General features: G+C 67.6%; 12 protein-coding genes, 2 tRNA genes and 1 riboswitch. Of the genes, 10 read left to right on the top strand and 4 right to left on the bottom strand.

The genetic code is table 11. From position 1 onward, the window contains the following. The first annotated feature begins 96 nt into the window (after positions 1–96). From F9C11_RS40515 to F9C11_RS40490, 6 genes are all read left to right on the top strand, one after another. Entirely contained in the window at positions 97–1,137 is a 1,041-nt protein-coding gene (locus tag F9C11_RS40515; RefSeq protein WP_182892214.1) for a 3-isopropylmalate dehydrogenase, read from the top strand. Further along, positions 1,123–1,271: riboswitch (cobalamin riboswitch) on the top strand. (Overlaps the previous gene by 15 nt.) Positions 1,272–2,395: 1,124 nt before the next feature. Then, complete coding sequence (locus F9C11_RS40510) at positions 2,396–3,469, top strand: FecCD family ABC transporter permease (RefSeq protein WP_409182613.1); 1,074 nt, start codon at positions 2,396–2,398, stop codon at positions 3,467–3,469. Continuing rightward, positions 3,470–4,258, top strand: a complete 789-nt coding sequence (locus F9C11_RS40505) for an ABC transporter ATP-binding protein (protein ID WP_409182612.1) — start codon at positions 3,470–3,472, stop codon at positions 4,256–4,258. Continuing rightward, a complete protein-coding gene (locus F9C11_RS40500) occupies positions 4,251–5,255 on the top strand; it encodes an ABC transporter substrate-binding protein (protein ID WP_409182611.1) in 1,005 nt (334 codons plus the stop codon). The genes F9C11_RS40505 and F9C11_RS40500 overlap by 8 nt, the downstream gene beginning before the upstream one ends. A 210-nt stretch (positions 5,256–5,465) precedes the next feature. Further along, positions 5,466–7,127, top strand: a complete 1,662-nt coding sequence (gene cimA, locus F9C11_RS40495; RefSeq protein WP_409182610.1) for a citramalate synthase — start codon at positions 5,466–5,468, stop codon at positions 7,125–7,127. A 241-nt stretch (positions 7,128–7,368) separates the two neighbouring features. Then, a complete protein-coding gene (locus F9C11_RS40490; protein WP_409182609.1) occupies positions 7,369–8,139 on the top strand; it encodes a fumarylacetoacetate hydrolase family protein in 771 nt (256 codons plus the stop codon). A gap of 888 nt (positions 8,140–9,027) precedes the next feature. Here the strand turns inward: F9C11_RS40490 and F9C11_RS40485 are convergent. Continuing rightward, entirely contained in the window at positions 9,028–10,266 is a 1,239-nt protein-coding gene (locus F9C11_RS40485; RefSeq protein WP_409182608.1) for an FAD-dependent oxidoreductase, read from the bottom strand. An 849-nt stretch (positions 10,267–11,115) separates the two neighbouring features. On the opposite strand from F9C11_RS40485, the gene F9C11_RS40480 reads away from it, so the two are divergent. From F9C11_RS40480 to F9C11_RS40470, 3 genes are all read left to right on the top strand, one after another. Beyond that, a complete protein-coding gene (locus F9C11_RS40480; protein WP_409182607.1) occupies positions 11,116–11,952 on the top strand; it encodes an HAD family hydrolase in 837 nt (278 codons plus the stop codon). A 49-nt stretch (positions 11,953–12,001) separates the two neighbouring features. Then, positions 12,002–12,073, top strand: a tRNA-Gln gene (locus F9C11_RS40475). Positions 12,074–12,164: 91 nt separating this feature from the next. Next, positions 12,165–12,237: transfer RNA gene (locus F9C11_RS40470), tRNA-Glu, on the top strand. Between the two features lie 112 nt (positions 12,238–12,349). Here the strand turns inward: F9C11_RS40470 and F9C11_RS40465 are convergent. Beyond that, positions 12,350–13,399: an FAD-dependent monooxygenase gene (locus F9C11_RS40465; RefSeq protein WP_409182606.1), complete on the bottom strand. Its 1,050-nt coding sequence runs from the start codon at positions 13,397–13,399 to the stop codon at positions 12,350–12,352. An 85-nt stretch (positions 13,400–13,484) separates the two neighbouring features. Here F9C11_RS40465 and F9C11_RS40460 point away from each other — a divergent pair, with 85 nt between their 5' ends. Further along, a complete protein-coding gene (locus F9C11_RS40460; RefSeq protein WP_409182605.1) occupies positions 13,485–13,973 on the top strand; it encodes a TetR family transcriptional regulator in 489 nt (162 codons plus the stop codon). Here the strand turns inward: F9C11_RS40460 and F9C11_RS40455 are convergent. Then, positions 13,970–14,470 carry a MarR family winged helix-turn-helix transcriptional regulator gene (locus tag F9C11_RS40455; RefSeq protein WP_409182604.1) on the bottom strand — a complete coding sequence of 167 codons (501 nt, stop codon included), beginning with the start codon at positions 14,468–14,470 and terminating at the stop codon, positions 13,970–13,972. The genes F9C11_RS40460 and F9C11_RS40455 overlap by 4 nt on opposite strands. Before the next feature lie 157 nt (positions 14,471–14,627). Further along, a complete protein-coding gene (locus tag F9C11_RS40450; RefSeq protein WP_409182603.1) occupies positions 14,628–15,536 on the bottom strand; it encodes a glycine betaine ABC transporter substrate-binding protein in 909 nt (302 codons plus the stop codon). Between the last annotated feature and the right edge of the window lie 8 nt (positions 15,537–15,544).

Genomic DNA, 15,544 nt, shown 5'->3' with positions numbered 1-15,544 from the left:
GGCACCTTGTCTACGGCCGGTAACCTTCCGCTGCTGGCGTTTTTGTGCGAATGGGCCATCGGTGCGCCCGGTGGCCTGGGCTACGGAGGTGTGTGGATGCGGCTCGCGGTGATCCCAGGGGACGGGATCGGGCCCGAGGTGGTCTCCGAGGCGCTCAAGGTGCTCGGTGAGGTAGCACCGGCGGCGGAGATCACGAACTACGACCTCGGCGCCTCGCGGTGGCACGCCACCGGGGAGCTGCTCCCGGAGTCGGTGCTCGGCGAACTGCGCCAGCACGACGCGATCCTGCTCGGCGCGGTCGGCGACCCGACGGTGCCCAGCGGCATCCTCGAGCGCGGCCTGCTGCTGCGGCTGCGGTTCGAACTGGACCACCACGTGAACCTGCGCCCGGCGCGGCTGTACCCCGGGGTGCGCGGCCCGCTGGCCGACGCCGGGGACGTCGACATGGTCGTGGTGCGCGAAGGAACCGAAGGCCCGTACGCGGGCAACGGCGGTCTGCTGCGCAAGGACACCGAGCACGAGATCGCCACCGAGGTCAGCGTCAACACGGCCTTCGGCGTGCGGCGCGTGGTCGCGGACGCGTTCAACCGCGCCGAAGAGCGGCCGCGCAAGCACCTCACGCTCGTGCACAAGACGAACGTGCTGGAGCACGCGGGTTCGTTGTGGTCGCGGATCGTCGAAGAGGTTTCGCTGGAGCATCCGGACGTCACCGTCGCGTACTCGCACGTGGACGCCGCCACGATCCACCTGGTCACCGACCCGTCGCGGTTCGACGTGATCGTCACCGACAACCTGTTCGGCGACATCATCACCGACCTCGCGGCCGCGGTGACCGGCGGCATCGGCCTCGCGGCCAGCGGCAACCTCGACATCACGCGCCGGAACCCGAGCATGTTCGAGCCGGTGCACGGCAGCGCGCCGGACATCGCCGGACAGGGCCTGGCCGACCCGACCGCCGCGGTGCTGTCGGTGTCGCTCCTGCTGGACCACCTCGGCCAGAAGGAAGCGGCGCGGCGCATCGAAGCCTCGGTGGCGTTCGATCTCGCCACGCGCGACCAGTCGTCCCCCGGCGCGACCCAGGCAATCGGCGACCGCCTCGCGGCGCTGGTCTCGTCGAACGCACGTCAGGCCGGCTGACTCCGTCCTGAGCTTTTCGGACCCCCGCCGCGGAAGCCGGTCGAAATCCGGCGCTGACCCGCAACGGTAGGCCTTCGGCTCCCTCACGGGAGCCGAAGGCGAGCCCGATACCGGCGGAGGTTCCTCGAACCTCGTCCCCTCCCGTCGTGGTCTGCGGGAGACGACACTCCCGCCACGGGCGGCTGCCGTCTTTTGCGGGCCCAATGTCTTGATTGGGTCGTCGCCGGTGGTGTCTTCGTCTTCTCCTTCGTCTTCGTTTGAACGATCTTCTGGTTGTGCTGGGTCCGTCGTGGGCGGGGCTGGGGGGTCGCCGGGTATTGGCGACGGTGGTTATGGGGCTTCGCCGCCTGCTGCCGGGGGTGAATCGGCTGGGGGTAGCGGGGGCGGCTGTTTTTCGCCGTTGAGTGGCGAGAGTGCTTCGGGGCCGTCTGGTGGTGGCTCGCGGGCCGGTAGTTCTGGTGCTGCGGGTCCTTTGTCGGTTGAGGGCGGGGGTGCTTCCGGGCGTTCGCCGTCTGGCGGAGACGGTGTTCTGGACGTTTCGCCGCTGAACGGCGAGGGCGCGCCGAGCGGGTCGAGTTCGCCTGCTGGTGGTGCTTCGGACCTTTCGTCGCTGAACGGCGACGATGTGCCCGGCAGTTCGACTTCGAGTGTTGGTGATGTCGCGAGTGGCTTGCCGTCGGGCGGCGAAAGTGTGCCGGGTACTTCGAGTTCGCATGTTGGCGGTGTCTCGGACCTTTGGCAACCGAGTGGCGAAGGTGGGCCAGCCGGCTCGAGTTCGTGGGTTGAGGGCGGTTCGGGTGTTTCGCCGCTGGGTGGCGAGGACGCATCGGGTAGTTCGAGCGGCAGTGGCGAGGATGATTCGCCGTCTGGCGGCGGCCGTGGGTCGGCCGGTTCTCGTTCCAGCGGACGGCTTGCTTCGGGCCATTCGCCGCTGAACGGCGACGGCGGTTCAGGCGCTTCGCCATCCAACGGCGACGGCGGTATCCGCGACTCGCGCCGTCAGAGCGACTCTGCTGCGGGGGCGGATTCGCCATTTCGCGGCAACACGGTGCACCGCGGTGAGCCACCGATTGACGAGTCGTCGGTCGAGCACTCAGTTCGTCGTCAACTGACTGGCTCCGGCACTCGTGCGGTCTCGCCGCTGGATGGCCAATCCTCGGGCGAGGGGCAAGCGTCGCCACCGGCTGGCGAATTCCGGAGGAAGCGGGTCGAGTCGCCGCGGATTGGCGAAGCTCGGGGTCAGCAAGTTGCGTCGCCGTTGAGTGGCGAATCCCAGGTCGAGGATGTTGCCAGTAAGCGGCGACGGTCATTGACGCCGGTGCTTCTCGGGCTTGCGGTGGCGTTGCTCGGGTCGGTTGTCGTCGCGGTCGGGATTGGGACGGTGGCGGTGCCGGTCACTCACACGTGGGCCTTTCTCCGCGCTGGGTTGTTCGGCGGGACGATCGGTCCGGACGAGGTGGGGGAGTATCGGATCATTTGGGATCTTCGGCTTCCTCGCGTTCTGCTCGCGGTGGTCGTCGGGGCTGGGTTGTCGACTGTCGGCGTCGCGATTCAAGCGATGGTGCGCAACGCGCTCGCCGAGCCGTATGTGCTGGGGATTTCCTCTGGCGCATCCGTCGGGGCGACGGCGGTGACGTTGTTCGGTGTCTTCGCGTCGCTCGGAATCTATGCGTTATCGGTTGGGGCGTTCGTGGCTGCGCTCGCCGCGACCTTGATCGTTTATCTCGTCGCCCGTACGCGGCAAGGGCTCACGCCGCTGCGTCTGGTGCTGACTGGAACAACCTTGTCTTACGGGTTTTTCGCGATTACCACGGTCATCGTCTTCCAAGCACCGAATGGCGAGGCCGCGCGGTCAGCGCTGTTTTGGCTGCTTGGCAGTCTCGCCGGGGCGAATTGGGGCACGTTGCCGGTCGCCGCGATCGTGGTGGTCGGCGGGGTCTTGTTGTTGCTGGCGCTGGCCGGCCGGCTCAACGCGCTCGCCATGGGCGACGAAGCGGCGACGACGCTTGGCGTCGACGTCGGGAAGCTGCGGATTCTCTTGTTCATCGTTTGCGCGGCTATGACCGGGGTTCTGGTCGCGGTGAGCGGAGCGATCGGATTCGTCGGGCTGATCCTTCCGCATCTGGTGCGGTTGGTCGTCGGGGCGGACCATCGCCGGGTGCTCGCCGTGGCACCGCTCGCTGGTGCGGTTTTCCTGGTGTGGGTGGACGTTGCGGCACGGGTGCTCGCCGCACCGGAGGAGTTGCCGATCGGGGTGCTTACCGCGGCGGTCGGGGTGCCGGCGTTCCTGCTGTTGATGCGCCGTCGCTCTTACGTGTTCGGAGGTGCGTGAATGGACCTCTCGCTCAACGGCGTCAGTGTCACCGCGGCCGGCCGCAAGCTGGTCGACGACGTGACCCTCGAAGCTCGGCAAGGCCAATTCGTCGGGCTGCTCGGGCCGAATGGCAGCGGAAAGTCGACCACCCTGCGCGCCGTTTGCCAAGTGCTCAAGCCATCAGCTGGAGTGGTCCTGGTCGATGGACAGCCGGTGGACGGCATGGCACCGCGCAAGCGGGCGCGCGCGATCGCCGCGGTCGCGCAGGAATCGCACGCGGAGTTCGACTTCACCGTCGCTGAGGTGGTGGCGATGGGACGAATGCCGCACCACGGGGTGCTCGACCGCATGGGTGCGGCTGACCACCGGGTGTGCGCCGACGCGCTGGCTCAAGTCGGGCTGGCGCATCTGGCCGATCGCGGCGTGCTCACCTTGTCCGGCGGCGAACGGCAACGGGTGCTGATCGCGCGGGCACTCGCGCAGCAGCCTCGGATCCTGGTGCTCGACGAGCCGACCAACCACCTCGACATCCGGCATCAGCTCGAAGTGCTCGCGCTCGCTCGCGCCAGCGGGCCGACGGTGCTGGCCGCGCTCCACGACCTGAACCTGGCCGCCGCCGTGTGCGACATGGTGCATGTGCTCGACCACGGCCGCCTCGTCGCGAGCGGGACCCCGGCCGAGGTGCTCACGCCTGCTTTGCTCGCCGACGTGTTCGGGGTGCGCGGGCATGTGGTGCCGCACCCCGCCACCGGGCGTCCGCAGTTGTTGTTCGACCTGCTCGAGTCCCAGGAGGACAGTCATGCGTAGGACAGTCGCGTTGCTCGTGACGGTCGCCCTCGCCGCCACCGGATGCGGTGCTCAGGTGTCCGAAGGGAACGGCGGGGCCGCACCGGCCGGGTTTCCGGTGACGGTGACCAACTGCGGTTCGTCGTTGACCGTGTCCAAACCTCCTTCTCGGGTCGTGACGAACGACATCGGCATCACCGAGCTGATGTTCGCGCTCGGCCTGGGCGACCGGATGGCCGGATACGTGGTCGACAAAGGACAGTCCGGGGGCGTGGCCTCGTCGCCCTGGAAAGCCGATTTCGCCAAGGTGCCCAAGCTCGCGGAGAAGATCAACCGTGAGGTGGTGCAAGGCGCGGGAGCGGACCTCGTGTTCGCGGGCTGGAACTACGGCTTCTCGGAGGCAACCGGATTCACCCCGGATTCCCTGGCGAAGCTGGGGATCTCCAGCTACTTGCTCACCGAGGCATGCCGCAATGGGAATGGCAAGCAACGGGGCATCATGCGACCGCTCGACGCGCTGTACACAGATGTGCGCAATCTGGGAAAAATCTTCGGAATCAGTGATCGTGCAGAACGTTTGATCGAAGAGTACCGCTCGCGGGTGGCCGCTGTCACCAACGCGGTTCAGGCCGGACGGCCGAAGCCGAAGGTGTTCCTCTACGACGACGGCCGTGACCAGCCGTTCACCTCCGGGCGGAACGCGGGTCCGGACGAAATCATCACCAAATCGGGTGGTGCCAACATCTTCGCAGACCTCAACGACAGCTGGACCAGCGTCAGCTGGGAGGCCGTGGTCCAGCGCGCGCCGGACGTCATCCTCATCAACGACTACAGCGGCGAGGTCGGCACCGTGGCCGACAAGGAGAACTTCCTCCGCTCGCGTCCCGGTCTGCGCGACATCCCGGCGGTGAAGGAAGGGCGCTTCTTCGCGCTGCCGTACGCGGCTTTGGTGGAGGGTCCGCGGAACGCGGCCGCGGTCGAAGAATTCGGTCGCTACCTGGCGAATCTGCCCGGCTGACGGCTCTCACAAGGTGGGAAGCTTCGCCCGGCGCTTGGAAGCCGGGCGAAGCTGTGGCATGATGGCCGACATGACCGCCATCTCCGTCATTATTGCCTTGCGCGCCGGATAGACGCTCCACAAGAGCTACCGGCGCGCAACCTCTCGCACCCATGCGGGAGGTTTTTTTGTTGCCTGGACCAGGTTCTGCCCCGCCACAAGGAGAACACCGTGACCCGCACGGAACCCGCCGGCACGCCGCTCGGCGATGCCTTCCACCTCTACGACACCACTTTGCGCGACGGTGCTCAGCGCGAAGGAATCACCTACTCCGTCACGGACAAACTGGCCGTCGCGCGGCTGCTGGACGAATTGGGTGTCGGGTTCATCGAGGGCGGCTGGCCGGGTGCGCTGCCGAAGGACACGGAGTTCTTTTCCCGCGCGGCAAAGGGAGAACTGCCGCTCAAGCACGCCGCACTCGTCGCGTTCGGCTCGACGCGCAAGGCGGGCACTGCCGCGGACAAAGATCCGCAGGTCCGCGCGTTGGTCGATTCGGAGGCTCCGGTCATCACCTTGGTGGCCAAATCGGACCTTCGGCACATCGAGCGGGCGCTGCGGGTGGATGTCGACGAGGCGTGCGCGATGGTGCGGGACACAGTCGCGTTCCTCGTTGGTGAAGGACGGCGAGTTTTCCTTGACGCGGAACACTTTTTCGACGGCTATTCTTTCTCGCCCGAAACTTCGCTGCGGGTGCTCGACGCGGCGGCGCACGCTGGCGCGGATGTTCTCGTGCTGTGCGACACCAACGGTGGGCAACTGCCGTTAGGACTTGCCGAAACCGTAGGAGAAATCAAAGAAAAGACCGGATTCCGGCTTGGAATCCATTGCCAGGATGACACTTCCTGTGCCGTGGCGAACTCTGTCGCCGCGGTACAGGCCGGCGCGACGCACGTGCAGTGCACCGCGAACGGCTACGGGGAACGGGCGGGCAACGCCGACCTGTTCGCCGTGACGGGAAACCTCGTGACCAAACTCGGGATGGACGTCCTCCCGACCGGAGGAGCCGCCGAGCTCACTCGCGTCTCCCATGCCTTGGCCGAAATCGCCAACCTCGCACCCGACACCCACCAGGCTTACGTCGGGTCGTCCGCTTTCGCCCACAAGGCGGGGCTGCACGCGAGCGCGATCAAGGTGGATCCGTTGTTGTACAACCACATCGATCCGTCTTCTGTCGGCAACGGCATGCGAGTGCTGGTCACTGAGATGGCCGGCAGGGCCAGCCTCGAGCTCAAGGGACGTGAACTCGGGGTCGACCTTGCCGGCCGTCCCGACGCACTGACGAACGCGGTGCGGAAGGTGAAGGAACTCGAATCGGAGGGCTGGTCGTTCGAAGCGGCCGACGCGTCGCTGGGGCTGTTGTTGCGCCGCGAGGTCGAGGAGGATTCCGGCGAGAAGTCGGATCCGCCGCCGTTCGAGCTCGAGTCGTACCGGGTGGTGCTGGACCACCGCCTGGACGGCGAAGTCGTTTCCGAGGCGACGGTGAAGGTGCACGTCGCGGGCGAACGAGTCATCGCGACCGCGGAAGGGAACGGTCCGGTGCACGCCCTCGACGCGGCGTTGCGCCAGGCGTTGACGCCGTATCTGTCCTGGTTGGACAGCGTGGAGCTGGCGGATTACAAGGTGCGGATCCTGCCGTCGAATCCTGGTACGGACGCTGTGACGCGGGTGCTTCTCGAAAGTAGTGACGGCGAACACGAATGGACGACGGTGGGGGTGCACGGCAACATCGTCGAGGCGAGCTGGCTGGCCATGTGCGACGCGTTGGTCCACAAGAGCCTGACGATCGCGGCGGAGTCTGTGTCTGAGCTGGGGGTGGCTTCCGTGGGCGGGTGAGCCGGGGCTTCCGGGTGCGTTGGATTTGGACGTGCGCCGGGTGGTCTTGGGGTGGCGCGGATCGCTGGTGGCTGTTCGTGCGGGAGTGGGTGGTTTTGCTGGCGTGACGGGTCCTTTCGCGCCGGTGCGGTGACGGCCGGTCAGCTGGTGTGACGGGTTCTTTCGCGCGAAACGGAGCGAGGGGGACTGTCGCGCACGCTCGGGGTGCGCGACAGTCGGTGGGGGTACGTAGACTGGTGTCGTGCGTCTAGCTCGTATTGCTCATCCCAGTGGTGTCGCGTTCGCTTCGATCGAGGGGGACGGCGACGATGCCCAGGTCCTGGAGATCGCGGAACACCCGTTCGGCCAGCCGAACTTCACCGGCAAACGCTGGCCGCTGGCCGACGTCCGGCTGCTCGCGCCGATCCTGCCGTCGAAGGTGATCGCCGTCGGCCGGAACTACGCGAAGCACGCGGCGGAGTTCGGCAACGAGGTGCCGTCCGCGCCGATGCTGTTCATCAAGCCGTCCACGACGGTGGTCGGGCCGAACGCTCCGATCCGCCGTCCGTCGGACGTCGGGCGCGTCGACTTCGAGGGCGAACTCGCGGTCGTCATCGGACAGCCGGTCAAGAACGTGCCCGCGGCCCGCGCGTCCAGCGTGATCCTCGGCTACACGGTCGCGAACGACGTGAGCGCGCGCGACCTGCAGAAGTCCGACGGCCAGTGGGGCCGGGCGAAGGGGTTCGACACCTTCTGCCCGCTCGGTCCGTGGATCGACACGTCGATCGACCCGTCCGACCTGGCGCTCCGCAGCGAGGTCGACGGCGAGCTGAAGCAGGACGGCCGGACGTCGGACCTCGTGCACAAGGTGCCCGAACTGGTCGAGTTCGTGTCGCGGGTGATGACGCTTCTTCCCGGCGACGTGATCCTGACCGGCACGCCGGAAGGGGTCGGCCCGATCGTCGACGGGCAGTCGGTGTCCATCACGATCGACGGCATCGGGACTCTGACCAACCCGGTGCAGGACATCTGAGCTGGCTGTTGCCGTTGAGTGGCGACAGCGGCTCGGCGGGTGGGTTCGGGTGTTGCCGTTGAGTGGCGAATCCCTGGTCGGGGCTGGTTTTCTGAGCCTGGGGGATGCTGGGCGGCGGCTCGGGCTTGTTGCCGTTGGGCGGCTGGGGGTGCCGGGGTTGGTGAGCTGGCGGTGCTGTTGCCGTTGAGTGGCGAATGGTGATTGGTGCTTCGGTGGCGGGTGGTCGGTGCTGTTGCCGTTGAGTGGCGAATGGTGGTCGGCGTTCCGGTAGTGGGTGGTCGGTGCTGTTGCCGTTGAGCGGCGAATGGTGGTCGGCGTTCCGGTAGTGGGTGGTCGGTGCTGTTGCCGTTGAGTGGCGAATGGTGACTGGCGCTTCGGCGGTGAGTGGTCGGTGCCGTTGCCGTTGAGCGGCGAGTGCTGGCTGGCGTTCCGGGGGTGGGCGGTTGGCGCTGTTGCCATTGAATGGCGAATGGTGGCTGGGCGCTCCGGTCGTGGGGCGTCGGCGCTGTTGCCGTTCAGTGGCTGAGGCGAGTTGGCGCTCGGTTGGTGAGTGACGATGTTGTTGCCGCTGGGCGGCGAGAGGTTGCTGCCGCTTGGGTGGGTGGCGGTGGGGGCTGTTGCCGTTCAGTGGCGAGAGTGCCCTGTGAGGTGCTCGGCTGCTGGGTCGTCGAGGGCTTTTGCCGTTCAGTGGCGAGGGGGATCGGCTGCTGGGTGAGCGACTCGCGGTTGCCGTTTGAGGGCGAGGCGGGCTCGTGCCCGGTGGTGTCGTTGCCGGAGGGTGGCGAGAGCGGGTCGTCTTTGGTTGGTCCGGGCCCACCGGCGGGGGTGGTTGCCGGTGGGTGGGTGAGCAGGTGATGGTGTGCCGGTTGACGGCGAGGTGGGTGGGGGTCAGCGGCTAGCCGGTTCCGTGGGGCGGCGGGCGAAGGGTGGGGCCGATTCCCGGCGGATGCCTACGCCGATGAGGTAGGCCGGGACTCGCGAGAGTTGCGGGAAGCGCTTGAGCAGGGCGATCAACTGCGGCGGGGGGCCGTCGGTGCGGCCGGTCATCACTGGGCCCATCACGCGGCGGTGGAGAAGGCGTTGCAGGCCTTGGACGGCGACGGTCGGCAGGAGGCGACGGCGGCGGACTTCGGCGAGGTCCTTTTCGGTCGGTTTGCCTCGGAGGAGCGGATCGGCCAGTAGCCTCGCGGCGGCGACGGCGTCTTGTACCGCGAGGTTGATTCCGACGCCTCCTACCGGTGACATCGCGTGGGCGGCGTCTCCGATGCACAACAGGCCGTCGACGTGCCAGCGGTGCAGGCGGTTGAGGCGGACGTTGAGGAATTTGACGTCGTCCATGGACTTCAGTTCGTGCACGCGGTCGGCGAATTCCGGGCAGACCTCGGTGACGTCGCGGCGGAAGCTTTCGATGCCGGCGTCGTTGAGGTCTTTGCCCTTCGGGGCGAGGTAGGCGATCTGGTAGTAGCCCTTGCGCGGCAACGGCACCGCGAAGCGGCGGTTGCGCATCCTCGGCACCAGGGTGGCTTCCTGTTCCTCCGCCTTGCGGGGAAGCCGGAACCACCAGGCGTCGAACGGGGTGTAGTACTCGCGCGGGGTGAGGCCGGCCGAGCGGCGGGCCAGGGACCAGCGGCCGTCTGCGGCGATGACCAGGTTTGCGTTCAGTTCGCCTTCGGCGCCGTCGGCGGTGCGGTAGCGGACGCCGGTTACTCGGCGGCCCGACCGGAGGAGTCCGGTCATTTCGGTTTCCAGGCGGAGGGTGAAGGTCGGCTCCTTCTGCGCCGTCTCGGCGAGCAGGTCCAGGAAATCCCATTGGGGGACCATCGCTACGTACGGGCGGTGGACCTTCAGGCGGGACAGGTCGGCGAGGGTCAGTGCGTCGCCGTTCGGGGCCGGGATTCCGACTGTGGTCACCTTGGTGTGCGGCAGGGCTTCGAATTTCTCGCCGAGGCCCAGTTCGTCCAGGAGCGTGAGGGTGGACGGGTGGACTGTGTCGCCGCGGAAATCGCGGAGGAAGTCCGCGTGCTTTTCCAACACGGTCACCTCCACGCCCGCTCGGGCCAGGAGCAAGCCCGCCACCATGCCTGCCGGTCCGCCGCCGACGATGACGCAGCCCGTGTGCTCGGTCATCTTCCCCAGCTCCCTCTTATTCATCGTCTGTTGAATAAGGTGATGGTGCACCTTGGGCGGAGGGTGCGTCAAGTCGGCCGATGGGGTGCGTTGGGGATCGCGAGGGAGCGAGGGTTTCGGAGGGGTCTGTGCGGGGGACGTCGCGCGGGGCGGCTTGCGGGGAGCGGTGGAGGGGAGTGGCGGACAGGGAGTGGTGGCGGAAGTGGTTGGGGCGTCGGGGCGAGGTGTGTGGGCGGGGGTGAAACGGGTGGGCGGGCGGAAGAAGTCGGGGTGCTGAGGGGCGAAGGGAAGAGTGAGAGGGGTTGCCTGCTGTCGACGCGGTTAGGGGTGAGGCATCGCGGAGGACGGGAAGTCGACTGGTTGGCGCCGACAGCGGAGTTGATGTTGTCGCGCAGGGGCCAGAATGTGGGGAGTTTGCGTAATAGCGCGTGGTTCACGTATGTGGATCTCGGGCGAGGGCGGAAAGGGTGAGGCGGCGGCAATTTCCGGAAAGGGATTCGGGCGGTTGGTTCGGCGGCGGAACTTATGCGTGGTTGTTGTTGCTTTGAGGACAGTCAGGGGGCACCGGGGCGTGGACGCCGGGGCGGGAAAGGGTTGGGGCGACTGGGTTTCTCGGCGAACACACGACGGGGTAGCGGCGCGAACGGGGGAGGAGATCGTTCTGAATTGGCAAGTTTCGGGGGAGCGTGGAGTAAGCGTCTTTCACCCGCTCGGCCCTCTGGGACGGTGGTGAACGTCACCGCGCGGACACTTTGCGCACCGGCAGTAGAGCCGGTCAGCGGCAACGGCTTCGCGGTAATCACCTTTTTGGCCGCGTTGCGAACGCGGCGAGTGCCCTAGCCTCACGGGGTGGATTTCGCCCCGGCCGCTCTGTCGCGTGCTCATGCTGCCCCGCCGGCCGTTGCCGGCCGCGAACCGTGGGCGCCTCCTGAGCTGAGCCTGGTCTGTCTCGACATCGACGACACGTTGATCGACTGCACCGCCGCGATCCGCCGCACTCTGCACGCGCTGACCGGGCGCGACGATCTTTGGCCGTTGTGGGATTTGATCACCGAGGAGCACGTCGCGCTGGTCGTCGCGGGGAAGCTCGGCTACGACGTGATGCATCACCGGCGCACGGAATGTTTCCTCGCCGAGTTGGGGATCTTCGGCGATTCCGCGCAAGTGAGCGCGTTCGAGGCGCGCCGGCTGGAGATTCTGGCTCGGTCCTGGCGGCTGTTCGACGACGTTCTTCCGTGCCTGGAATGGCTGCGCGCCGCCGGGCTTCGGCTCGCCGCCGTGACGAACGCCTCAGGGGTTCATCAGCGGCGCAAAATCGCGGAACTCGGGCTCGCGCCGTTTTTCGACCACGTCGCGATCGCGGGCGAAGTCGGGGTCGCGAAACCCGATCCGGTGATGTTCCACTCGGTGTGCCTGGCGCTGGACTGCCCGCCGGAACGCACCGTGCACGTCGGGGACAAGCTCGACACCGACGCTATCGGCGCGTTCGACGCCGGGCTCGGCGCGGTGTGGCTCGACCGCGACGGGACCAGCCGCACCGGCGAGCGCGCGCCGGAGGGGGTGCACACCGTGACCGGGCTCGACGAGCTTCCTGAGCTGCTGGTTTCGGAGTACGCGACGGTCGGCGTCCCCGCCCCGCGCGCGGCGGGGACCCCCGCTGCGACGGTCCGCGGCGGGATGTTCTAGTATTTCTTCTCGTGCGGCACTGACCTGGGCAACCGGGAAAGTACCTCACTGGGGTATGGTGTAATTGGCAGCACGACTGGTTCTGGTCCAGTTAGTCTAGGTTCGAGTCCTGGTACCCCAGCTGCAGAGAGGACCCCCTCTCGGAAGCGCGAAAATCGCTTCTGGTAAGTTCTCTCTCGCAAGAAACGCCCCGGAAACGGGGAAGTTCCTAAGCCCCCGTCGTCTAGCGGCCTAGGACGCCGGCCTCTCACGCCGGTAGCGTGGGTTCGAATCCCATCGGGGGTACAGCCAGCCCGGTTGATCGTCAAGGTCAACCGGGTTTTGTTGTATTCGCGGGGAAAGCCCGGAAACCAGGGGATTCAGCGCAGAGCCGGGGGCGGCGAGCGAAAAGCCAAGATCAATCCTGCCGCGCGCCGCCGAACATTGCCGCCGCCGAGCGGCCATTCGCCTGGTTTTCCGCCACATACGGCCGGAGTTCGGCCTCGTACTCGGCGAAAGCCTCCGGGTACGCCGCGTCCGCCAGGTGCCGGGCCAGCGAACGGGCGCCCAGCAGGGCCTGCGAGGTGCCCATCCCCGCCGTGGGCGCGGCGCAGTATCCGGCGTCTCCGACGAGGGCGATCCGCCCGGTCGACCAGCGGTCGAGGTGCACCTGCGTGCTTGAGCTGAAGTAGAAATCCGACGCTTCCGACATCGCCGCCAACAGGCGAGGCGTGTGCCAAACGTCACCGGCGAAAGCGGCTCGCGTGGCTGCTTCCTGCTCGGCCCGGGGAAGACGGTCCAGTGCCCCGGAGGGCGTCCCGAAGGACAGGCTCACGGTGAGACGGTCCGGATCCGCTGAGCTGAACAGGTAGACCGCGGTGCCGTCGGAGGTGCGGAGGAGACCGCTGTGGTCCAGGTTGAGGAAGTTCGGCATCGTGAAGCCCGCGCCCGAGAGGCCTAGGTGCCGCAACACCGCGGAGTGCGGGGCGAAGGCGAGTTGGCGGACCTTCGAGTACACGCCGTCCGCGCCGAAAACGAGGGCGTAAGTCTCCGTCGAGCCGTCGGTCAGTTCGGCGGTCACGGCGGCCTCAGTTTGCGTCAGCGACGCGATCGAGGTGCCGAAGCGGTACTCGACATGATCGACAGTCAGGGCGTACAGCAGCTCGTTCAGGACGTGCTTCGGCACTTCCAGCTCGCCCGCGAAAGCTTCGGCGGGCAGCAGGTCCACCTGGGCGCCATCGCGGTCCACGATGGCGGTTCCGGTCATCTTCGTGTCGTGCCGGTGGAGGTCGTCGAGGATGCCCAGCTCGGAGAGGACATCGAAGGCCGCACCGCGGAAATCCACTGCGTAACCGGTGTGCCGGAGGGCGGGGGCGCGTTCGGCGATCGTCACGCGGTGGCCGGAGCGGGTGAGGAGTTCGGCGAGGGTGGCGCCGGCCACGCCAGCTCCGGAGATCAGCACGTTCATGGGGGAGACCGTAGCCTCGATTTGTCCATTTGGTCAAACCATTCGGATAAACCATTTGGGCAATAGGTCCGCTACGCTGGGCGCCATGGGCAATCGCGAGGATCTGCTGGCCGGGGCGAAGCGCTGCTTGATCGAGCGGGGCTGGGGCAACACGACGGTGCGCGACATCGCGGCCGCGGCCGGGGTCAGTCACGCGGCCATCGGCTACCACTTCGGGTCGCGGGACGCGTTGCTGACGCAGGCGCTGGTCGCGGCGGTCGACGAACTGGGCGGGCAGGTCGCGGATTCGTCGTTCGACCTGTCCGAGCCGGGGCTCGAGCGGCTGATCGACAGCTTCGGCGAGCATCGGGCGCTGTGGGTCGCGCAGCTCGAGGCACTCGTGCGGGCCGAGCGGTCACCGGACGTCCGGCGGCATCTGGTGCAGGGGCTGCGGGAGGCGCGAGCCGGGGTCGGCGGGGCGGTGCAGAGCGCGCTGGTGATCGGGCTGATGGTGCAGTGGCTGCTCGACCCGGAGCAGGCGCCGTCGGCGAAAGAGGTGGCCGACGGGATTCGCGCGGTCGCGGCGGAAAGCTAGACCCAGACGGCCTCGGCTGGGTTTCCGGCCGGTGGTTCGCCGCCGGCTTCGGCGAACGCGGTCAGCGCGCCGACCAGGCCGCGGCGGGCCGATTCGGGCATTTTCTCCACGATGGCCGCGATTTCGCGTCGTCGCCGCTGGGTGACGACGCGGACGATCCGGTCGCCTTCGCGGGTGAGTTCGATGACGACCTCGCGCCGGGACGACGGATTGCCCAGCCGGGCGACCAAAGCGACCGCGACCAGGCGGTCGATCATCCGGCTCGCGGTGGAAGGCGTGACGCCGAGGTGCTCGGCGAGCGCGGCCTGTTTCAGCGGGCCGCGGGAATGCAGCACCACCAGGAGCCGGAACTGCGGCACCGTGATGAGGTCGCCCGCGGAGGCGATGGACCGCGCGGACACCGCGACCAGCAGCCGGGACGCGGTGAGCACGGCTTCGGTGACCGCGTCGACGTCGTCGGGTACGTCGGTGCGGGCAGAGATCGGCGCGCGAGACATGTGCCCAGTGTGCCGCATCGCGCGGCGAAATCCGCTCGATAACGGTGCTGGGCAACGAATCAGGCGGGAATCGGGCCACCTCAGCTGCCCTTGCCTGCTGAAAAAGAAACGACCCCGCCGTCCCGGCGAACGGGAGGCGGGGTCGTGCGGCACGGGCTCAGAGACCGGCGAAAGCCTGGTCCACGAACTGCTTGTGCTGATCCGCCCACTGCTTGGCGGCGGTCTTTTCCTGTCCCTTCGGGGCCTTCTGGATCGCGTCCTCGAGCGAACCGAGGTCCTCGTCGGACATCTTCAGCCTCTTCGCCACGGCGGCCAGCGCCGGGAAGTCCTTCCCGAAGCCCTTGCGGCCCAGCGCGTGCAGCTGCTCGCCCTTGCCCATCGCGCCCTTCGGGTCCTTGAGGTCCTTGAGCTGGTAACGCGAGTACGCCCAGTGCGGGTGCCACAGCGTCACGACGATCGGCTTCTTCGCCTTGATCGAGCTGTCGAGCGCGGCCAGCATCGCGGTGGTCGACGAGTTCTGCAGGGTCATCGCGCCGTCGAGGCCGTACTGCGGGATCGCGGTCTTCTGCACGATGCCCGTCTCGCCCGCGCTCGCCTCGATGCCGGTGATCTTGCCGCCGAACATGCTCGCCTTGTCTTTGAGGTCGGCGATGCTGTTGACGTCGCTCACGTAGTCGGGCACGGCGAGGTTGAGGGTCGCGTTGTCGTACCAGACGCCGAGGTCTTCGACCTGGTTCTGGTACTGGTCCCAGTACTGCTTGTGCGTCGCGGGCAGCCACGAGTCGAGGAACAGGTCGACGTCGCCCTTCGCGAGACCCGCGTAGATCGGGCCGACGTCGAGCATCTGCGTCTTGACCTGGTACCCCTTCTCCTCCAGCACCGCCTGGTACAGGTTGGTGAGGGCGACGTCCTCGTCCCAGTTGATGTAGCCGATGGTGACGCTCTTGGCTTCCTGGCTGTTGTTCGACTGGGACTCCCGGCCGCCGCACGCCGCGGTGAGGCCGACCAGGGCCGTCACGGCGGCGCCCACGGCGAGGATCCGGCTGAGCCGTTTCGAAGTGCGCACTCGTTCGT

The organism is Amycolatopsis sp. VS8301801F10 (assembly GCF_046195355.1).
Lineage (GTDB): Bacteria > Actinomycetota > Actinomycetes > Mycobacteriales > Pseudonocardiaceae > Amycolatopsis.
This window is presented reverse-complemented; position numbering and strand designations above follow the sequence as displayed.